Annotated in this window: 21 protein-coding genes; 13 read left to right on the plus strand and 8 right to left on the minus strand. The window is 29.7% G+C overall.

The annotated features are described in order from the left end of the window. Positions 1-35: 35 nt before the first annotated feature. The 4 genes from rplT to serA all read left to right on the plus strand — a co-directional run bounded on the left by rplT (position 36) and on the right by serA (position 4,349). The gene (gene rplT, locus CQA42_RS01395) at positions 36-389 is read left to right on the plus strand and encodes a 50S ribosomal protein L20 (protein WP_115582909.1); all 354 of its coding nucleotides are present in this window, start codon (positions 36-38) and stop codon (positions 387-389) included. Positions 390-598: 209 nt separating this feature from the next. Further along, positions 599-2,275, plus strand: coding sequence for a 30S ribosomal protein S1 (locus CQA42_RS01400; RefSeq protein ID WP_115582910.1), 1,677 nt, complete (start codon positions 599-601; stop codon positions 2,273-2,275). Continuing rightward, on the plus strand, positions 2,272-2,742 hold the full coding sequence (locus tag CQA42_RS01405) for a hypothetical protein (protein ID WP_115582911.1): 471 nt from the start codon (positions 2,272-2,274) through the stop codon (positions 2,740-2,742). The genes CQA42_RS01400 and CQA42_RS01405 overlap by 4 nt, the downstream gene beginning before the upstream one ends. Positions 2,743-2,756: 14 nt before the next feature. After that, positions 2,757-4,349 (plus strand): phosphoglycerate dehydrogenase, encoded by a 1,593-nt coding sequence (gene serA, locus CQA42_RS01410; RefSeq protein ID WP_115582912.1) that lies wholly within the window; start codon positions 2,757-2,759, stop codon positions 4,347-4,349. 132 nt (positions 4,350-4,481) lie between these two features. On the opposite strand, the gene CQA42_RS01415 is transcribed toward serA, so the two are convergent. From CQA42_RS01415 to CQA42_RS01450, 8 genes are read right to left on the minus strand one after another with little or no spacing between them, the layout of a single operon-like run. Further along, the gene (locus CQA42_RS01415; RefSeq protein WP_115582913.1) at positions 4,482-6,350 is read right to left on the minus strand and encodes a hypothetical protein; all 1,869 of its coding nucleotides are present in this window, start codon (positions 6,348-6,350) and stop codon (positions 4,482-4,484) included. Beyond that, on the minus strand, positions 6,350-7,078 hold the full coding sequence (gene yaaA, locus CQA42_RS01420; RefSeq protein ID WP_115582914.1) for a peroxide stress protein YaaA: 729 nt from the start codon (positions 7,076-7,078) through the stop codon (positions 6,350-6,352). Before yaaA ends, CQA42_RS01415 begins: the two co-directional genes overlap by 1 nt. Continuing rightward, positions 7,075-7,695, minus strand: coding sequence for a lactate utilization protein C (locus CQA42_RS01425; RefSeq protein WP_115582915.1), 621 nt, complete (start codon positions 7,693-7,695; stop codon positions 7,075-7,077). The genes yaaA and CQA42_RS01425 overlap by 4 nt, the downstream gene beginning before the upstream one ends. Further along, positions 7,688-9,133 (minus strand): LutB/LldF family L-lactate oxidation iron-sulfur protein, encoded by a 1,446-nt coding sequence (locus tag CQA42_RS01430; protein ID WP_181881464.1) that lies wholly within the window; start codon positions 9,131-9,133, stop codon positions 7,688-7,690. The genes CQA42_RS01425 and CQA42_RS01430 overlap by 8 nt, the downstream gene beginning before the upstream one ends. Positions 9,134-9,159: 26 nt before the next feature. After that, complete coding sequence (locus CQA42_RS01435; protein WP_115582917.1) at positions 9,160-9,888, minus strand: (Fe-S)-binding protein; 729 nt, start codon at positions 9,886-9,888, stop codon at positions 9,160-9,162. A gap of 47 nt (positions 9,889-9,935) precedes the next feature. Continuing rightward, positions 9,936-10,250: an SMR family transporter gene (locus tag CQA42_RS01440; RefSeq protein ID WP_115582918.1), complete on the minus strand. Its 315-nt coding sequence runs from the start codon at positions 10,248-10,250 to the stop codon at positions 9,936-9,938. After that, complete coding sequence (locus CQA42_RS01445) at positions 10,247-10,594, minus strand: multidrug efflux SMR transporter (RefSeq protein ID WP_115582919.1); 348 nt, start codon at positions 10,592-10,594, stop codon at positions 10,247-10,249. The genes CQA42_RS01440 and CQA42_RS01445 overlap by 4 nt, the downstream gene beginning before the upstream one ends. Positions 10,595-10,601: 7 nt before the next feature. Continuing rightward, a complete protein-coding gene (locus CQA42_RS01450) occupies positions 10,602-11,114 on the minus strand; it encodes a peptidylprolyl isomerase (RefSeq protein WP_115582920.1) in 513 nt (170 codons plus the stop codon). 85 nt (positions 11,115-11,199) lie between these two features. On the opposite strand from CQA42_RS01450, the gene CQA42_RS01455 reads away from it, so the two are divergent. The 9 genes from CQA42_RS01455 to CQA42_RS01495 all read left to right on the plus strand — a co-directional run bounded on the left by CQA42_RS01455 (position 11,200) and on the right by CQA42_RS01495 (position 20,285). Beyond that, on the plus strand, positions 11,200-11,811 hold the full coding sequence (locus CQA42_RS01455) for a hypothetical protein (RefSeq protein ID WP_115582921.1): 612 nt from the start codon (positions 11,200-11,202) through the stop codon (positions 11,809-11,811). A 305-nt stretch (positions 11,812-12,116) separates the two neighbouring features. After that, the gene (trpE, locus tag CQA42_RS01460) at positions 12,117-13,577 is read left to right on the plus strand and encodes an anthranilate synthase component I (protein ID WP_115582922.1); all 1,461 of its coding nucleotides are present in this window, start codon (positions 12,117-12,119) and stop codon (positions 13,575-13,577) included. A gap of 11 nt (positions 13,578-13,588) precedes the next feature. Then, the gene (locus CQA42_RS01465) at positions 13,589-14,170 is read left to right on the plus strand and encodes an aminodeoxychorismate/anthranilate synthase component II (RefSeq protein WP_115582923.1); all 582 of its coding nucleotides are present in this window, start codon (positions 13,589-13,591) and stop codon (positions 14,168-14,170) included. Beyond that, positions 14,167-15,231, plus strand: a complete 1,065-nt coding sequence (gene trpD, locus CQA42_RS01470; protein WP_220271576.1) for an anthranilate phosphoribosyltransferase — start codon at positions 14,167-14,169, stop codon at positions 15,229-15,231. Before CQA42_RS01465 ends, trpD begins: the two co-directional genes overlap by 4 nt. A gap of 3 nt (positions 15,232-15,234) precedes the next feature. Beyond that, positions 15,235-16,020, plus strand: a complete 786-nt coding sequence (gene trpC, locus CQA42_RS01475) for an indole-3-glycerol phosphate synthase TrpC (RefSeq protein WP_115582924.1) — start codon at positions 15,235-15,237, stop codon at positions 16,018-16,020. Between the two features lie 12 nt (positions 16,021-16,032). Continuing rightward, a complete protein-coding gene (locus tag CQA42_RS01480; protein WP_181881449.1) occupies positions 16,033-16,644 on the plus strand; it encodes a phosphoribosylanthranilate isomerase in 612 nt (203 codons plus the stop codon). A 1-nt stretch (position 16,645) separates the two neighbouring features. Then, positions 16,646-17,830 (plus strand): tryptophan synthase subunit beta, encoded by a 1,185-nt coding sequence (gene trpB / locus CQA42_RS01485; RefSeq protein ID WP_115582926.1) that lies wholly within the window; start codon positions 16,646-16,648, stop codon positions 17,828-17,830. Then, positions 17,823-18,593: a tryptophan synthase subunit alpha gene (gene trpA / locus CQA42_RS01490; protein WP_115582927.1), complete on the plus strand. Its 771-nt coding sequence runs from the start codon at positions 17,823-17,825 to the stop codon at positions 18,591-18,593. The genes trpB and trpA overlap by 8 nt, the downstream gene beginning before the upstream one ends. A 429-nt stretch (positions 18,594-19,022) precedes the next feature. Then, positions 19,023-20,285, plus strand: a complete 1,263-nt coding sequence (locus CQA42_RS01495; RefSeq protein ID WP_115582928.1) for an MFS transporter — start codon at positions 19,023-19,025, stop codon at positions 20,283-20,285. Positions 20,286-20,292 lie beyond the last annotated feature (7 nt).

Consider the following 20,292-nt stretch of genomic DNA (forward strand, 5'->3'; position numbering starts at 1 on the left):
ACCTAAATTTATATTTTTAAGGTAAAGGATAAAAAATGAGAGTAAAAACTGGTATAGTTAGAAGAAGAAGACATAAAAAGATTTTAAAACTCGCAAGAGGTTTTTATAGCGGAAGAAGAAAACATTTTAGAAAAGCAAAAGAACAGCTTGAAAGAAGTATGTATTATGCATTCCGCGATAGAAAGCGTAAAAAAAGAGATTTTAGGCAATTATGGATTGTAAGAATTAATGCAGCTTGTAGAATCAATGATATAAGCTATTCTAAATTTATTCATGGATTAAAATTAGCAAATATTAATTTAGATAGAAAAATACTAGCTGATATGGCTATGAATAATCCAAATGCATTTTCTCAAATAGTAACAACTATCAAAGAAAAAACAAAATAATTTCCAAAGGCGTATTTTACGCCTTTTTTCTACATCAATCATCCTTATAAAAAACTAAACTAAAACCAATTAAAAATATTACATTGTTAAATTATCTAAATAAAGATTTTGTAAGCTAAATATTAACTTGTATTTTATAAAATATCCCAATTGTTGCATTATTTAATATGACAATGTTGCATTTAATTTTAATTTAGGTTGGGACAGCGATGGCAAAAACAATAGAAGAATACGAATTAAGCACTCAAGATGAGGAAAGCTATAAAGAATTCACATCATTTTATGAACAAAGTGAAAAAAAAGAAAAAACAAACAATACAGGAATCTTAATAAAAGGTAAAATTGTTAAGATTAATGATGATATTGTGATGGTAGATATAGGGCAAAAAGCAGAATCTAAAATGAATATCAATGAGATTACAGATAATGATGGAAATTTGATATTTAAAGAAGGTGATGAAATAGAGTTACTTCTTAATGATTCAAAAGGAAAATATAGAATATCTTACAAGCAAGCATTAAAACTAGCTAAAACAAAAGAGGTTATTGAAAAATTAAAAGATGATTTTCAAGATAAAATCATAGATGTTAGGATTATTGGTAAAAATAAAGGTGGTTTTATAGTAAATTGGGAAAGTGAAGGTGTTGAATGCTTTTTACCAATCAAAGAATCTGCACTAAAACCTAATATAAAAATTAATAATAAAGTCATAAAAGTTTGTATTATCAAGCTAAATAATAGTGGCATTATAGTATCTAGAAAAAAATATTTTGATATATCTAATAAAGACAGAGAAGAAAAAATCGAAAAAATGAAAAAAGCAGAATCTTTGCAAGGCAAAGTCGTAAATGTTAAAGATTTTGGTATTTTTGTAAGTGTTGATGATATTGAAGGATTAGTGCATTCAAGTGAAATATCTCATAAAAATTTTGTAAATCCAGAAAAATTATACAAAGTTGGAGATGATGTATTAGTAAAATTTTTAAATTATGATGAAAGTAAATCCAAATTATCATTATCTATCAAAGCATTGACTAAAGATCCTTGGGAAGATATAGAAAATCAGCTTAAAGTTGGCTATACGATAAAAGCTGTAGTTAGCAGTATCCAACCTTATGGAACTTTTATAGATATAGGCAATGACATAGAAGGGTTTTTGCATATTACAGAAATTTCATGGGAAAAAAATATCAAAAAACCAAATAATTATTTAAAAATTGGTCAAGAAATTGATGTTGAGATTATAGAATTAGATCCTTCTAATAAAAAGCTTAGAGTATCACTAAAAAAACTATTAGATAAGCCATTTATTCAGTTTATAAAAAAATATAAAGAAGGTGATATATTAAATGGTGATATTGCTACTATAACAGATTTTGGTGCTTTTATAAGATTTGGTAATATTGATGGCTTATTACATAATGAAGATTTATCATGGAATAAACAAGATAAATGTAAAGATGTATTAAAAGTTGGTGATAATATTGAAGTAAAAATATTAAAAATCGATAAAGAAAATGAAAAAATTTCTCTAAGTCGAAAAGTATTATTAAAATCTCCTACTAGTATATTTGCTAAATCACATAAAGTTGGAGATGTAGTATCTGGAAATATAGTTGAGATTAAAGATTTTGGAATCTTTGTTCAACTAGATGAAAATATGGATGCATTGATTAAAAATGAAGATTTATTTCCTTTGAAAAAAGATGAATTAAAAATCGGTGACAAAGTAGAAGCTAGTATTGTAAATATAGATACAAATAATAGTAAAATTAGGCTTTCTGTTAAGAAATTAGCTCGTAAAAAAGAGCAAGATGAAATTAAAAGTTATAACAATGATGAAAAAATGACATTAGGGGATATTCTAAAAGATAGACTTAAATGAATTCAGTAATCAATATATTGTTATTCGTAGTTTTTATGGCTATATTGATAACATCATTTATAGCCATAGATCTTTATATAAATAAGGCGATGCAATTACCGCAAAATTACCAAAAAAATACGCAGGCTATGCAACCCAAAGTAGATATAAAAGAAGATACACAAAATAATTCTTGGATAAAAATATTTTCAAAACAAATATTAAATGATTTTAAATATCCCAGTTCAGAGCTATTTATTCATTTAGATTTTTCAAATAATAAAAAAACGCATACATTAAAGATTACAAATCTTGATTCATATAAGTTTTTTTGTTTAAATGAAATTTTAAAAAGTAATAATATAAAATTCGCCTATCAAAAAACACTAGATTCTGTTATCTTAGAAGTTGTCCTTAATAATACTAATCTAAAAAATACATTGATAAGTGAATTAAATAAATACAATATATCATATAATATTCAATAAAATTGGAGTTTAAAATGTCAAAATATAAAATAGTAGTATGCGACCATATACATCAAGCTGGTTTAGATTTTTTACAAAAACAAAATGATGTGGAGTTTGTCAATTATTCAAATTTAAAAAAAGATGAATTATTAGAAAAATTAAAAGATGCAGATGTTGCCATCACAAGAAGTTCAACTGATGTTGATGAAAAATTTATAAATGCAGCATCAAAACTAAAAGCAGTTGTCAGAGCTGGTGTTGGTGTTGATAATGTAGATATTGATGCTTGCAGTAAAAAAGGTATCATAGTTATGAATGTTCCTACTGCAAATACAATTGCTGCAGTTGAATTAACAATGGCTCATATTATAAATTCAGTTAGAAATTTTCCTGGTGCAAATAATCAACTAAAAAAAGAGAGAATCTGGAAAAGAGAAGATTGGTATGGGACAGAATTAAAAGGAAAAACTATAGGGATTGTAGGATTTGGAAATATTGGCTCTAAAGTAGCAGCTCGTGCAAAAGCCTTTGAAATGGAAGTGATTGCGTATGACCCATATGTAAAAGATTCTACTATCATTGATGCTGGTGTGATATGTGCTAAACATATAGATGATATTTTAAAATGCGACATAATAACAGTTCATACACCAAAAAATAGCGAAACAAAAAATATGATAACCAAAAATGAAATAGCAAAAATGAAAGATGGTGTGATACTTATTAATTGTGCTAGAGGTGGATTATATAATGAAGATGATATATTAGAGGCTGCAAAAAGTAAAAAGATTAGATGGCTTGGACTTGATGTATTTAATAAAGAACCAGCAATAGATAATCCTTTGCTTGATTTGGATAATATATATGTAACACCACATATTGGGGCAAATACACTAGAATCTCAAGAAAAAATTGCACTTCAAGCTGCAAGTATTGCAGTAGAATCTGCTAGAGGAAGTAGTTATCCAAATGCACTAAATCTAGCTATCAAAGAAAATGAAATACCAGCTTTTATAAAACCATATTTGGATTTATCACAAAAACTAGCATTTTTCTTATCACAAATTACAAAAGAGGCTATAAGAAGTATAAATATCACTTGTAGTGGTAAATTGACACCATATGCAGAATCTTTTGGCACATTTGCGGCACTTGGAATGCTAAAGCATTCACTTGGAGATTCTATAAATTATGTAAATGCATTATTTGTAGCAAAAGATAGAGGCATAAATATTAATATAAATACAAAAGACAGCCTATCAAGCGTATATAAGAATCTAATTACGATAGAAATCACAACAATAGAAAAAACCATATCAATTAGTGGTTGTGTATTTGATGATGATAAATTACGAATTATTTATATTAATGGATTCTGTATTGATGTAGAGCCAAGTGGTAAGATAATATTATTTAGAAATACAGATGTTCCAGGTGTCATTGGTAATGTAGGGAAGATTATGGAAAATCATAATATAAATATTACAGATTTTAGACTTGGTAGAAATAAAGAAGTAAAAGAAGCATTAGCTGTTATCATTGTAGATGATGATATTACAGATAATATTTTAGATGAACTAAGAAATATAAAGGCTTGCATTAGTGTAGGCTATGCTATATTATAGATATAGAATCTAAATCTAACACTTCTAAAATAAGCATAGCAATTTAGAATCTAAAATCTAAATTGCTACATTTGTTGCTTGCATAATAAAAATTACAAAACTTATAAAAGAATAAGCACAACATAGAATCTCTTAGAAATTTATTTTTGTGCTTACTCCTAAATCTTCTCTAATATTTATATAGCTAGGTGAAAAATATAAAAATAAAGCAAAATCATCATATCCAAAACCTTGCCTTATTTTGATATCAAATATACCTTTTGAATTAGATTCTATTGCTATAGTTTGCACACCATTTAATATATTGCCAATTGATTGTATGCTCAAATTATCCGGAAGGATTAGATTATTATCTTGCACTTTAAAATTAATAGGATGTGCTGTATTTATATACCAATTTTGAGTATTAGAAGCAGGGAATCGAGTCCTAGGTGATAATACACTTTCTAAATCAAGTATATTACACATAGGCAATTTACAATAAAATTCATAATTAATCTTTGGATTTGCAATCAAAGCGTCACTTTGATTTGTATTGCTAAGTAGCGAGATTCTACCGCGAAATAGCACTACACGCCAATCATTTTTAATACGAGGTTTTATATGATAGATTGGATATTTTATCCCCATGTTATAAAACTCAATATTCATTATTGTATTATTTAAATTGATGATATTTGAGGAAAAAGCATCAAGTGGGGTTAGATCTCTATCTAAGATTCCACTACTTGATAATTTACGCACAACTCTAGATTGAGAATTATCCAAAAATGTAGCTTGCGGGATAATAGAATCTGGAATATTTCCATTTATAAATAAAAGATTATTTTTATTATCACTTAACTTTATTGATAAATCTTTAGCAAAACATTCATTTTTAAAATTCTTTAGCAATTGATTCTTATCATTTATGGCTTTTATATCTAGCTTGGTTGTTGGAAGATGAACTATTGCTGGAATAAAAGTATGTTGATTGTAATATATTTGCTTTCCATTATTTTCCAATTCTACAAAGAAAGAATAAGGGATAATATCCACTCTCTTTCTAATTACAATTGGCTCTTGACACAGAATCTTGCCTGCATTTGTTATATCTATATTAGATGGAATTGAATTTAGACATTTTCCTTGCAACATATCATCTCTAGATAGATTATGACCAATAATTAGCTCTAGCTCACCACTTGCGACATCACTGAAACTAAGATTTATATTATTATTAGTATATTTTCCATTTGTAAATTTTATAACACCTTGTATATTTTCACCAATAGCATCACATTTTCCATTATCTCTATTAAATCTCATTGATAGTGGAAGTAACAAGCTACTAAAACCTATATCTATTTCATCATTTATAGTTCTTGCAGTAGCATTTGGTTTAATAATAAGTGGATAATTCTGTGTCTTTAATATCAAGTCAAAATTAGCATTTTGACTTTCTCTATCATTTGAATTTAGACTAAAGATAGAATCTTGTATAGTTTGTATAGATAAATCCAAATCAAATCTACTTGGCACAATAGTAATTGGCTGACTAATCTGTGAGAGTATATTACCATTTTTGACAATATGACAAACAATATATGATTTGCTCTGTGAAGAAGAATAATTAAAATTATAATTTAAAACATAGTGAAATCCATTTCCACTTAGCACAAAATTACTTTTTTTACCGAAAGTATCTATAAACTCACAATATTTATTATCGAGTTTTTCTTGTGGATAAGTAACTCTACCATTAGAATCTATAGCATATAAAATTACGCTAATCTTGCCTAATTGTCCGCTTTTTTTAGTATATATTTTATTGCTATAATTTTTTAGATTCTCAACCAAACAAGGAATCTTTGTATAATCACTACCATTGCATATTTTTTCTGCTTCTTTAAATACGGGAAACTCTACTATAAGCGGAGCTTGAGTGATTACACTATTTGCATTTAAAAATAAACTTGATAATAAAATAAAATAAAAGATTCTTAATATTTTTTTATACATTAGTTTAAAACCTCATATTGTAAGATTTTAGTAAGTCCAGATGTTTTACTAGATATTAATTTAAATGGATATGTAATCTCATTATTTATAGCTAAATTTCTAAGTAATAAACCTCGATAAAATTTTGAACAATGAGTAGCTTTTTTACCATTTTTAAAAAATTCAACTTTTGTATGTGCTAGATTTAATTTATAAGCTTTTGTATAAAACTCTGCTCTTAAATCTAATATTTCTTTATCTTTTAAGTAATCATCTAAGAATCCATCAAATCCTTTATAAACATAGTTTATATTGATATCTAAAAAATTCTCACCTTGTTTTAATTTATAATATGGAATCTTATCTTTTGCTCTTATTGCACCAAATAAATTACTAAATATAATCACATTATTCATCACAAAATCTAACCCATTTTTAGGCATAGATTCTATATCAAGTGCTCTAAAAGCAGTGCCACTATAAAGATAAATAGATTCTATTGTATTTGCACAATCTATACTACTACACGCAGCTATTAAATCCAAATTTTTAAATGATTTTACTCCAAAGATTCTAGCTAAATCCCCGCTTGGAGATTTCTTTAAAAAATTTATATATTTTTTTAAAATACTTAAACGATGAGCATTTAAATCACTAAATAGCAAATTATCCACAAAAGCAAAACTTTTATTTTTACTTTCTTTGTATATAAATTTTTTATCCTCACTAGGGCTAAATAATATTATCATATTAATATAATATATACTTGCTGTGGTCCATGAACACCAAATACAGTTTTTAACTCTATATCGGCTGTGCGAGATGGACCTGCAATAAGTAGCATATTACTAGGATCGCCACTATCTTTTAGCATATTTACTCCATCATAAATACTTTGGATAATATTTTTCTTCTCTAAAATTACTATACAATTTTTTGTAATAAGCGATGCTAATCTTGGGTGTTTTGAGCTTGAAGCAAGTCCAAATACTCCTACATCAGCTATACCACATACAGCCCTTATTATAGAAGTATCAGTATTAAATAATTCATCTCTTATTTCTTCTACACTTCTATTATATGGATTAATTAAAAACTCATTATTAAGCATGGATATATCTATACCTAAATCAGGTGTGTAAATAATATTTTTAGAACCCAAATTATATAATATATTTCTTATATCATTTACTACATCACTAGATTCTACTAATATAGCCTTATTTGCACTTTGTATCATTTTGTATTCTTCTAATATACTACCTGGAGAATGCTTTATTAGATTTTTATATTGTTTTTCTAATGTAGATAATTTATTTTGCTGCAATGCCATCTTTGTACTAGATATTATAGCTTCTCTATTCATAAATCACCCCTTTTAACTGCTTTACTTTAGAATGAAGTGTTGCATCTAGTTTTGGATAACTTCTACAACTAAGCCAATTTTTAAGTCCTGGAATCATATTTCCAAATATTTTACCAAATCCACCAAAAATCCTCACTTGATAGATTAAGAGTCGCCACTTTAGCCCACTTGTAGCTAGATTCCTAAATATCATAAAACTCTGTTTCTCTATCTTGCTTCTATGGGTATTACTATATCCTAAAACACCACCTCTACCCTCTCCAGCTTTCTCACTTCTTAAATCCCTTATAAGACTAGCCAAAGGTATCTTTACAGGGCAAACTTGAGAACATCTCTCACAAAGCGAACAAAGATTTAGCATAGGAGAACAATTATCAAGTCCAAATAATTGTGGAGAAATTACTTCTCCAATTGGTCCTGGATAAGTAGATAAATAAGCATGTCCTCCGATTTTATCATATACAGGGCAGTGATTAAGACAAGTGCCACATCGAATACAGCTAAGTGCTCTATAATAATGCTTATCTGCTAGAATCTTTGATCTATTATTATCAAGTAAAATTATATGAACTTCTTTTGGACCATCTAATTCACCTTCTTTTCTTGGACTTCTTATGATATTGTTATAACAAGTGATATTTGCACCAGTTGCACTTGGCACTAATAATAAATCCAAAATGCTAGCATCTTCAAAACTTTCTATGACTTTTTCAATACCACAAATTGCAATATGAATATCACAAGCAGTAGTACTCATTCTACCATTTCCTTCATTTTCAACAAGCCAAATAGCACCCTCATTTGCAATAGCAAAATTTACACCAGATAATCCAATCTTAAAGTCTTTAAACTCTTTTCTTAAATGATCTCTTGCGATATTATTTAGTTTTTCTGGCTCACTCTCTAGCGGAGCATTTAATTTCTCTTTAAAAATATTACCTATTTCATATCTATTTTTATGTATCGCAGGAGCAACAATATGCACAGGTGGTTCATCTATAAGCTGGATGATTAATTCACCTAAATCCGTTTCAACGGCACTAATTCCATTTTCTTTTAAATAGGCATTTAAGTGAATTTCTTCACTTGCCATTGATTTACCTTTTAAAATAATATTTTGTGATTTTTTTTGCATTAAAGATAAAATAATTTCATTTGCATCTTTTGCATTACTTGCCCAATGCACTTTAAAGCCATTTTTAATTGCATTTTTCTCAAATATCTCTAATAAAGTTGGCAAATTTGCAAGTGTATTTTGTTTTACTCTTCTACCTAGCTCTCTTAATGCTTCCCAATCGGTATATCTTGCAGCAATAGTATTTTTTCTATTTGTTTTCAAAGTCTGCATTACACTTTGTAGATTTTTTCTTAGCTGATTATCATTTAGTTTTTGATTGATTATTTCCTCATATTGTTCTTTAGAATGAAAATTACTTATTTTACTCATTATGGAATCCTTTAAAACTAAACTAAATTAATTCTTTGTGCTATAAAGTCATATAAATGGATACCTTTTACATCAACACCCATTTTATCCATCGCACCACTAATATTCATAAGACAGCCTGCATCACCAGATATAACATAATCTACCCCTTTGCTCTTAATGTCATTTATCTTATCATGCACCATAGCTTTTGACACTTGTGGTTCTTTTATAGAAAATGTCCCACCAAAACCACAACATTCTTCTTCTTTATCTAATTCTATTAATTCAACATTTTTAAGCTGTCTTATTAGTGCTTTAGAATACTCTATACTTTTTGTAACACGTAATGCATGGCAGTTTGAATGCCAAGTTGCTTTTATTTTCTCTCCAGTATCAGTGTATCTAACTTTTAATTCTTTTAACAAAAACTCACTTAATTCAAAAACTCTAGATGAAAAATCCTTTACCATAGAATAATTTCCATCATTTTCAAATAATTCCAAATAATCAACCCTCATCATTCCTGCACAAGAACCAGATGGCACGATGATAGGATATGGCTCATTAAAAAGATTTATATTATGAAGTGCCACTTGTTTGGTATCTTCATAATAACCAGAATTATAACTAGGCTGCCCACAACATGTTTGATCTTTTTTAAAAATTACTTCAATGCCTTCTTTTTGTAATAACTTAATTGCATTAATGCAAGTATTTGAATAAGCTATGCTCCCTAAACAAGTAGCAAAAAAATAGACTTTCATTTTCCCTCCTAATTATTTCTAAATTATTATATTAGTGTATCGTAAATTTAGTAATTTAAAAGTATTACAGCACAAACAACAACAATAACTCCCAAAATACCTACATAGTTTAATCTTTCTTTATAAAATATATATCCACCTAAAGAAGTGCCAATGATTCCAATAGCGCCCCAAGTTGAATACGCAATACTAAGCTCTACATATTCTAATGCAAATGAAAGAAATATAAAAGCAATAATCACAAGCAATATGGCACTTATTCCATAAGTTTTGTATTTAAATCCATCTGATTTTTTTAATAACAAATTTGCGACAATATCAATGAATGCAGAAATCATAATAATAACAAAATAGAAACTCATTTTTCTTTTACTTCACCAATATTGATTAATATTATTCCAATAATAGCAAACAAGATTCCAATAACCTGCCTTGTTGTTAATATTTCATCAAATATAAAAACAGACATAAGCACAATACAACTAGAACCTAGAATCTCCCACATAGCATATGCAGCACCTACTTGAATCTTTCTAATTGCTAATGCCATAAAATAATATGATATAGAAATAAAAATTGCTATTAAAATATAGCCATACAAACTGCCTTTGGATGCTTTTAAGATTCCAGTTGATAATACTTCAGCAAATATTGCTAATACCAAAAATATATAGGCAAGTATAGTTTTTCGTTTTTGTAAATTCATCTAGAATCTAAACTTCTTTACTAATAATAATATCTTCTATAGTATCATTTTGTTCTATTTTATCTAGTGTTTCATAACTATTTTTATCACTAGCTCTAATTCCCCCAAAAACGGTGTGTTCTCCATCTAAATGCGGACAAGGCACAAAACATATAAAAAATTGGCTACCACCTGTATCTCTACCTGCATGAGCCATACTTAGGCTTCCTCTTTGATGTGAGTTTGGATTGTTTGTAACTTCACATTTTATTCTATATCCAGGACCACCTGTGCCTACATAAGGAAGATTCTCTTTACTATATGGACAACCACCTTGTGCCATAAAACCTTTTATAACTCTATGAAATTTCAATCCTTTATAATAGCCACTATTTGCTAATGAAGCAAAATTCAACACTGCTTGTGGTGCATCTTTGCCAAATAATTCTACAATAATACTACCTTTATTAGTTTTTATTGTTGCGTATTTACTATTTTCTAATATATTCTCATCGATATCAAAAACTTTTAGTGCTTCCATATTTTTCCTTATTTTAAATTATGATGAAATTTTACCGATATTTTGATACATTTTCTAGAATCTAAATTTTAAAGGCTTATGATAGTTGTTTTATAAAATCATATTTATTATTTTTATTTTCATCATAAATACAAATGCAAATGACATGATAAATAAAAAAGATTGGATTGCTGGAGTTGTAAAACTTGATATTAATTTTAATAATGGTGCATTTAAAAGTATGTTTGGATTCTTTGTAGATGAAGATACAATCATAACAAGCTCTACTATTACAAATATTGGATTCCCACTTGATATAAATATAAAAATAAAAGATGATGATACAGATTTAATAATATGCATAGCAAAAGCAAGATTATTAGCAAATGATACAAACAAATCGCTAGCTATGCTAAAAATCACAAATTACACAGATGATTATTGCAATTATTCAAATAAAAAACTATATCATCAAGAAATCATAAAAAATCAAAAAATACAAATACCAGATTATAAAAAACCATTAAAAAGAGATACTATTAATCCTAAAAGCCCATTTTTTTATAAAAATTATATGCATACAATAGCAATTGAGCAGGGAGTGCCATATTTTGATAAAGATTATAATCTAATTGGAATTTCAAGCAATAATAAAATCATAAAAATTGATGAAATAATAAGTTTTATTCATAATATCAAATCAAAAGATATAAAATAGAATCTAGATTCCATTTAAATAATATTACAAATTTATTTTATATAAAATTTGCAGTCTTATGACTAACGAAATCTATCCTAATTTGTTTGCTTTTGAAATATAAAGATACAAATATTATCTTGACATCTAATATTTATTCTTATATGATTTTGGGCATGAAAACTTTTAGCAATATGATTTTTTTTAGCTTTTATATATTTTCTTCTTTTATCAAATACATTATAAACTCTATGTGGTGGCGCCCTTAGTGCGCTTTTTTTATCTATATTCCAATCACCAAAACTAAATCAAAATAAGGAATCTTTATGTATCCAACGCTTGATATGATACAATCAATGCCAGATCTATTACAATACAAACGCATACCAATAAGCAAAGAGATCTATGCTGATTTTATAACACCAATTGAGGCTATGAGGATTTTAAAAACCCATAGTGTTGAGTGTTTTTTACTTGAGAGTGTTGAGCAAAAAAATTGGGGGCGATATAGCTTTTTGGGGTTTAATCCGACTTTAGAGATAACTTGCACAAAAGGCAAAACTACAATCAAAGATAAAAATGGCACACAACAAAAACAAGGCAATCCAAAAGATATCATAAAAGAAATTATTGCAAAATACAAAAGCCCAATTTTAGAGAATCTACCACCATTTAGTGGTGGGCTTGTTGGTTATTTTGCATATGATTATATTCGCTACAATGAGCCAAAACTTAATTTTGCAAATACAGACAAAGATTTTGTTGATGTAGATTTAATGCTTTTTAATAATGTGATTGTATTTGATAATTTTAAGCAAAAAATTATCCTTATTACTGGCATAACTACTACAAATCTAGAATCATCTTACAAAGATGCACAAAATACACTAGAATCTATGCATACATTACTAAAATCAGCTCCAAAACAAAGCATTGCACCTTTTGTGCTAGATTCTACGCTTAAGCATGATTTCTCACAAGAACAATATATCCAAATGGTCAAACAAGCAAAACAATACATTTATGAGGGTGATATATTTCAAGTAGTATTATCCAATCCTATACGCGCAAAGGCAAGTGGCAGTCTTTTTGATGTATATAGAGTGCTTCGCAGCACCAATCCTTCGCCTTATATGCTATATTTCTCAAGCAATAAAGTAGAAATAGCTGGTGCTTCTCCAGAAACACTCCTTAAGCTTAATAACTCCAAATTATATACATATCCACTTGCTGGAAGTCGCAAACGAGGAAAAAACAAAATCGAAGATGAAGCACTAGAAAATGAGCTTTTGGGTGATGAAAAAGAATTAGCCGAGCACAATATGCTTGTTGATTTGGGACGCAATGATGTAGGTAAAGTTGCAAAATTTAATAGTGTGCAAGTAGAAAAATATATGAATATTGAGCGATATTCACATATTATGCATATAAGTTCAACAATTTCTGGAATCTTGCAAGAAAACAAAGACGCACTTGATGCAATTGATGCAATCTTACCTGCTGGCACACTATCTGGTGCGCCAAAAATAAGAGCATGTGAAATCATCAATGAGCTTGAAGGGCAATCTCGTGGAATCTATGGCGGTGCAATAGGCTATCTTGATTTTACAGGCAATATGGATATGTGTATTGCAATCCGCTTAATATATAAGAAAAATGATGAAATCTGTATCCAATCAGGTGCTGGAATCGTCTATGATAGCAATCCACAAAGTGAATTTGAAGAATGTGCAAAAAAAGCACAAGCAATTATTGAAGCTATCAAAATTGCTCAAAATGGTATATAAGGAGGACTAAAGTGATTTTACTTATTGATAATTATGATAGCTTCTCTTATAATCTATATCAGCTCATAGGAAGCATTGAACCACAAATCAAAGTTATTCGCAATGATGAATTAAATATTATGCAAATAAAAGAAATAAAACCAACACTCATTGTCCTTTCTCCAGGACCAAAAAAACCTCAAGATTCTGGAATATGTATAGAAGTAATAAAAAAGCTAGGGAGCGAGATTCCGATTTTTGGCGTTTGTCTTGGACATCAAGCGATATGTGTAGCATTTGGTGGTGAAGTAAGCTATGCTCAAAAAATAATGCATGGCAAAACATCTATGATAGAAGTTGATCCTACATCAGTTTTATTTAATGGATTAGGAGAGACAATTCAGGTTGCACGTTATCATTCACTAATATCTACAAAAATTCCACAATCTCTTAAAATCACTGCAACAACAAAAGAGCATGAAATTATGGCATTAGAACACAAGGTATATCCGATATATGGCGTGCAATTTCACCCAGAATCTATACTAACACCACTTGGTAAAAAAATAATACAAAATGTTCTTTATTCCACACAAAAAAGAGAATCTAAATGACTAAAGAAACAAATATTACAAAACAAAATAACAATACAAAAGAAGCAATCATGATAAAAGAAGCGATTTTGCAACTAATAAAAAAGCAAGATCTTACACAAAATATCGCACTAGAAGTGATGGATGAGATTATGCAAGGTATGGCTAGCCCTGTGCAAATCTCTGCATATCTCACAGCGTTAAATATGAAAGGTGAAAGCATTGATGAAATCACTGCTTCAGCACTTAGTATGCGTAAGCATTGTGTGAAACTTTTACATGATATGGATGCATTAGAGATTGTAGGCACAGGAGGCGATCACTCAAATTCATTTAATATCTCTACAACTTCGGCTATTATCGTCTCATCAGCAGGAATAAAAGTCGCAAAACATGGAAATCGTGCTGCATCATCAAAATGTGGTGCAGCAGATGTATTAGAGGCTTTAGGTGTAAATATCATGGTGCCAAAAGAAAAAAGTAAAGAATTGCTTGAAAAAATCAATATTTGCTTTCTTTTTGCACAAAATTACCATATCACGATGAAATATGTTGCTCCTATTCGAAAAGAACTTGGAATCCGCACGATTTTTAATATCTTAGGACCACTTTCAAATCCAGCAGGAGCTAATATGGAGCTTATGGGTGTATATGATGAAAGCCTTGTAGAGCCTTTGGCACAAGTAATGAAGAATCTTGGTGTAAAAAGAGGAATGGTTGTATATGGAATGGATAAGATAGATGAAATCTCACTCTCAAGCAAAACAAAAATTTGTGAAATCAATCAACAAGAAATCAAAACCTATACTTTGCACCCAAAAGATATTGGCTATAGTTTATGTAATAAATGTGATTTACAAGGAGGCGATGCAATCCAAAATGCTACAATTATTAAAGATATTTTAGAGGGTAAAGAAAAAGGTCCAAAACGTGAAGTCGCAGCACTAAATGCTGGTGCTGCACTATATATCGCAGGTGCCACTGAAAGCATAGAATCTGGTGTAAGACTTGCAGAACGACAAATAGATGAAGGATTAGCAGCAAAACAATTACAATTATTTATAAAAGAGAGTAATAAATAAATAATGAATATTTTAGAAAAGATTATCAATTCAACAAAAATACGCATACAAGAAAAAAAACAAAAAATTTCACTTTTAGAAATAAAGCAAATTGCTAAAAAAAATACATCAAATATTCCATTTGCATTTGAAAAAGCTTTAAATACGCCTAAAATGCACTTTATATGCGAAGTCAAAAAAGCCTCACCTTCAAAAGGAATTATTGCTACTACTTTTCCATATAAAAATATTGCATTAGAATATCAAAATGCAGGTGCTAGTGCGATTTCTTGCCTCACAGAGCCATATTATTTTTTAGGAAGCGAAGATTATCTTAAAGAAATTAAGCAATGCGTGCAGATTCCAGTTCTAAGAAAAGATTTTATTATAGATGAATATATGATTTATGAATCAAAAGCTATTGGTGCAGATGCTATTTTGCTTATTGCTGCGATTTTAGATAAATATCAAATGAGAGATTATTTTACATTAGCAAATGATCTTGGATTATCAGTCCTAGTTGAAACACATAATAATGAAGAAATACAAAAAGCACTTTTTTGTAATGCTAGGATTATTGGGGTTAATAATAGAGATTTAAAGACATTTAAAGTCGATATAAACACAACAATAAAATTAAGAAATAATGTGCCAAAAGAATGCATTTTTATAAGTGAGAGTGGAATACACACAAAAGAAGATATACAAACATTAAGTATGCACAATGTAAATGCTGTATTAATTGGTGAAACACTTATGAAAGTAGATGATAAATGCTTAAAACTAAAAGAATTGCAAAGTGGAATCTAAATAGGAGCTAGATTGAAGATCAAAACTTGTGGGTTATTTCGCTTGGAAGATATAGAATATGCAAATATCTTAAAATCTGATTTTATAGGCTTTGTCTTTGCTAAAAGCAAGCGAGAAGTGGATTTTACAATAGCAAAAAAACTTAAATCTCATCTTGATAGCCAAATACAAGCAGTAGGAGTATTTGTAAATGCACCTATAAATAAGATTCTTGAGGCAATAGATTTGCGTATTATTGATATAGTGCAACTTCATGGCAATGAGAGTATAGAATTTATATCTAATCTAAAATCCAAGACAAATGCCAAAATCATCTATGCAATAGGTATAAATAATGAAAATTCTATTGATTATACAAAATGCGATTTGGTGGATTTTTTACTTTTTGATAATATAAAAGGTGGGTCAGGAGAGAGCTTTGATTGGAATCTACTCTCAAAGATAAAACTTCCAAATAAACCATATTTTTTAGCTGGTGGCATCAATATCAATAATATACAAAAAGCAATTGCTCTCCATCCTTATGGTATCGATGTATCTGGAGGATTAGAAAGTAATGGATATAAGGATTTTTATAAAATGAAAACAATTATTACACAAGTAAGGCAAAATAAAGGAGTATAAAATGGAGCATACATATTTTGGAAAATATGGAGGTTGTTTTATCCCAGAAACATTAATGAATGCGATATTAGAGCTTGAGAGTGCATATCTATCATACAAAAATGATCCTACTTTTAATCAAGAGCTTCAAGATTTATTTAATAACTACGCCTCTCGTCCTTCAGCACTTTATTTTGCCTCTTGTATGAGTAAAAATCTTGGAGATGCTAGAATCTACCTTAAACGCGAAGATTTAAATCATACTGGATCACATAAAATAAATAATGTCTTGGGGCAAGTTTTACTTGCTAAAAAAATGGGTAAAAAACGAATTATTGCAGAAACAGGCGCAGGACAACATGGTGTAGCTACTGCTACTGCATGTGCATTATTAAATATGGAATGTGAAATATTTATGGGTGAAGAAGACACTAAGCGACAGGCATTAAATGTATATAAAATGCGGCTTTTAGGTGCAAAAGTGCATGCTGTAAAAAGTGGTACTGCAACACTAAAAGATGCTGTCTCTCAAACGCTTAGAGAATGGAGTAGTAGGATTGCTGATACTCATTATGTAGTAGGCTCTGTTATGGGTCCTTATCCATTTCCAATGATTGTCCGTGATTTTCAAGCAGTAATTTCAAAAGAAATAAAAAACCAAATTTTAGAATGTGAAGGCAGACTTCCTGATATGGTGGTGGCTTGTGTGGGTGGAGGCTCAAATGCAATTGGGGCATTTTATCATTTTATTGATGATAAAGAAGTGCGGCTTATTGGCTGCGAAGCAGCAGGAATGGGAGTTGATACAGAGCAAACTGCTGCAAGTATTGCAACAGGAAAAATTGGAATCTTTCATGGAATGAAATCATATTTTTGCCAAGATAAATATGGTCAAATAGCGCCTGTATATTCTATTTCTGCAGGGCTTGATTATCCAGGTATTGGTCCAGAACATGCATATTTAGCAGATACAAAACGAGCAGAATATTATCCTATAAGTGATAAAGAAGCTTTAGATGCGTTTTTTTATCTCTCAAAAACTGAGGGCATTATTCCAGCTATTGAGAGTGCTCATGCTATTGCTTATGTGATAAAAGAGGCAAAAAATTTCTCTAAAGATCAAATAATAGTTATAAATCTATCAGGCAGAGGTGATAAAGACTGCGCTGCGATTGCAAGAATGCAAGGAGAAAATATCAATGAGTAATTTATACAAAGCATTTGAAAATGGCAAAGCATTTATTCCATTTATTACTTGTGGTGATCCAGATATTGCTACTACAGAACAAATTATTTATTCAATGATAGAAAATGGTGCAAGTCTAATTGAACTTGGGATTCCATTTTCTGATCCTATGGCAGAAGGGGTTGTGATACAAGAAGCAAATATGCGAGCTTTAAAAAATGATACTAAAATAAATCATATTTTTGAGATGCTTGAACGCATACAAAAAAGGATTACAATTCCTATGGCATTTATGACTTATGCAAATGTTGTATTTGCATATGGAAGTGATAAATTTCTAAAAAATGCTAAAGATGTAGGGATTGGTGGGCTTATTTTGCCAGATGTGCCATTTGAAGAAAAACAAGAATTTGAACCAGTTTGTATAAAAAATGAAATTGATCTAATCTCATTTATAGCACCAACTTCAAATGATCGAATTGCTATGATTGCAAAAGAAGCTAAAGGTTTTATTTATTGCGTCTCATCACTTGGTGTAACAGGGGTAAGAAAGCATATTGATACAAATATTAAAGATATGATTACTTGCGCACAAGAGGTAAGTGAGATTCCAGTAGCTGTTGGATTTGGTATAGAAACACCAAATCAAGCAAGAGAAATAGCACAATATGCAAATGGAATCATTGTAGGTAGTGCCATAGTCAAACTATGTGCGCAATATAAAACAAAAAGCCCAGAATATATAGGCAGATATGTAAAAGAGATGAGTAATGCAATTAGATAGATTATTTGTAAATCATTTTATAGCTAGTACAAATTATTTATAAGAGGCACTAATATGGATTCTAATTTATTTTTTGTAATTGCAATCTTACAAGATTCTAGAATCTAAAAAAAATATTTGATATATTTCAAAGTTAAAATAATTCAGATTTTAGCACTCTTAAAACTTATCTTAGAATCTAGCCTAATATCCACATATATTTTGCTTTATTTATAGATTCTAGCTATGATGATTTTAAGCTTTAATAGTATCATCATGTATATATTTTGCTATTTTTTAGTTGATGAAATTTTTTAAAATTCTATTAAATCCAATTAATTTTCTAAAACTTTTTAAATCTAGCCCACTACAAAATACCCTAATTATTGTATAATTCAAACTTTTCACCAAACCAAAAAACCACGAGTTATTATAAGGAGAATTTTCATCATGGCACGCTTAAAAAATGAAGAAGTAAAAGTGCTTTCCCTTAGCTCTCTTGGTGGAATGCTTGAATTTTATGATTTTATTATTTTTGTATTTTTCACAGGCGTTATTGGGGTGCTTTTTTTCCCTTCAAATAGCACTTTTTGGCAGGATATTAGCGCTTATAGCACCTTTGCGGCTGGGTATTTTGCAAGACCACTTGGCGGGATTATTATGGCGCATTTTGGCGATAAAAATGGGCGCAAAAATATGTTTATGCTTTCCATCTTGCTAATGGTTATCCCAACTTTTGCGCTAGGTTTTATGCCTACTTTTGAGGAAATTGGCGTGCTTGCGCCAATAGCTTTGATTTTGATTAGAATCTTGCAAGGCATTGCTATTGGTGGGGAATTGCCCGGGGCATGGGTGTTTGTATGCGAACACAGCGAGCGCAAAGTGCTTGGCTCAACGATGGGGATTTTCACAAGTGCGGTGGTTTCAGGGATTTTGTTAGGAAGCATTGTAACGCTCTTTGTGCATATGAATTTTAGCCCAGAAGAAATCAAAGAATACGCATGGCGCATTCCATTTATTTTGGGCGGTATTTTTGGGATTATCTCGATTTTCTTGCGTAGATATTTGAGCGAAACACCGGTATTTAAGGAAATGCAAGCATTGCAGCAAACACAAAAAATGCCTATCAAAGAAGTGGTAAAATCGCATAAAATAGGCGTTGGATTCTCATTTTTAAGCACTTGGATTTTGACAGGTTGCGTGGTTATTAGCGTGCTTTTAACACCTAATCTTTTGGCGCAAAAATTTGACATTGATGCGATTTCAAAAATTGTCTATCAAATCATCGCAATCTTTTTTCTCGCCTCTGGAAACGCGCTAGGTGGGATTTTGAGTGATAGAATCGGCTTAAAAAACGCAAGCATTCTTTTTGGTGGCGCGCTCATGCTTTTTGCCTGCCTTTTTTATGGCTCAATCACTCAAGGCATGCATTTTGACCTAGTTTTGCTCTTTTATTATTTGATGGCACTAAGTGCTGGAGTTATGGTTTTTACACCTCTAATCCTTGTAGATAGCTTCCCAGCACCAATCCGCTATAGTGGAATTTCATTTGCCTACAACATTTCTTATGCTATTTTTGGTGGTTTGACACCGATTTTTTTCGCCTTTGTCAAAGATGAGTATCCCTTCTGTTTGGGCTTATATATGATGTTTTTGGGGCTTTTAAGCATTGTGCTAGCAGTGGCATTTGTGAAAAAATTCAAGCAAGATTGAGGCTAAG

It is taken from the genome of Helicobacter sp. MIT 99-5507, assembly GCF_003364295.1.
Lineage (GTDB): Bacteria > Campylobacterota > Campylobacteria > Campylobacterales > Helicobacteraceae > NHYM01.

What these genes read in the sequence shown, in the direction of transcription:
- rplT (WP_115582909.1), top strand. Translation starts at nt 36, where the DNA reads ATGAGAGTAAAAACTGGTATAGTTAGAAGAAGAAGACATAAAAAGATT.
- CQA42_RS01400 (WP_115582910.1), top strand. Translation starts at nt 599, where the DNA reads ATGGCAAAAACAATAGAAGAATACGAATTAAGCACTCAAGATGAGGAA.
- CQA42_RS01405 (WP_115582911.1), top strand. Translation starts at nt 2,272, where the DNA reads ATGAATTCAGTAATCAATATATTGTTATTCGTAGTTTTTATGGCTATA.
- serA (WP_115582912.1), top strand. Translation starts at nt 2,757, where the DNA reads ATGTCAAAATATAAAATAGTAGTATGCGACCATATACATCAAGCTGGT.
- CQA42_RS01415 (WP_115582913.1), bottom strand. Translation starts at nt 6,350, where the DNA reads ATGTATAAAAAAATATTAAGAATCTTTTATTTTATTTTATTATCAAGT.
- yaaA (WP_115582914.1), bottom strand. Translation starts at nt 7,078, where the DNA reads ATGATAATATTATTTAGCCCTAGTGAGGATAAAAAATTTATATACAAA.
- CQA42_RS01425 (WP_115582915.1), bottom strand. Translation starts at nt 7,695, where the DNA reads ATGAATAGAGAAGCTATAATATCTAGTACAAAGATGGCATTGCAGCAA.
- CQA42_RS01435 (WP_115582917.1), bottom strand. Translation starts at nt 9,888, where the DNA reads ATGAAAGTCTATTTTTTTGCTACTTGTTTAGGGAGCATAGCTTATTCA.
- CQA42_RS01440 (WP_115582918.1), bottom strand. Translation starts at nt 10,250, where the DNA reads ATGAGTTTCTATTTTGTTATTATTATGATTTCTGCATTCATTGATATT.
- CQA42_RS01445 (WP_115582919.1), bottom strand. Translation starts at nt 10,594, where the DNA reads ATGAATTTACAAAAACGAAAAACTATACTTGCCTATATATTTTTGGTA.
- CQA42_RS01450 (WP_115582920.1), bottom strand. Translation starts at nt 11,114, where the DNA reads ATGGAAGCACTAAAAGTTTTTGATATCGATGAGAATATATTAGAAAAT.
- trpE (WP_115582922.1), top strand. Translation starts at nt 12,117, where the DNA reads ATGTATCCAACGCTTGATATGATACAATCAATGCCAGATCTATTACAA.
- trpD (WP_220271576.1), top strand. Translation starts at nt 14,167, where the DNA reads ATGACTAAAGAAACAAATATTACAAAACAAAATAACAATACAAAAGAA.
- trpC (WP_115582924.1), top strand. Translation starts at nt 15,235, where the DNA reads ATGAATATTTTAGAAAAGATTATCAATTCAACAAAAATACGCATACAA.
- trpB (WP_115582926.1), top strand. Translation starts at nt 16,646, where the DNA reads ATGGAGCATACATATTTTGGAAAATATGGAGGTTGTTTTATCCCAGAA.
- trpA (WP_115582927.1), top strand. Translation starts at nt 17,823, where the DNA reads ATGAGTAATTTATACAAAGCATTTGAAAATGGCAAAGCATTTATTCCA.
- CQA42_RS01495 (WP_115582928.1), top strand. Translation starts at nt 19,023, where the DNA reads ATGGCACGCTTAAAAAATGAAGAAGTAAAAGTGCTTTCCCTTAGCTCT.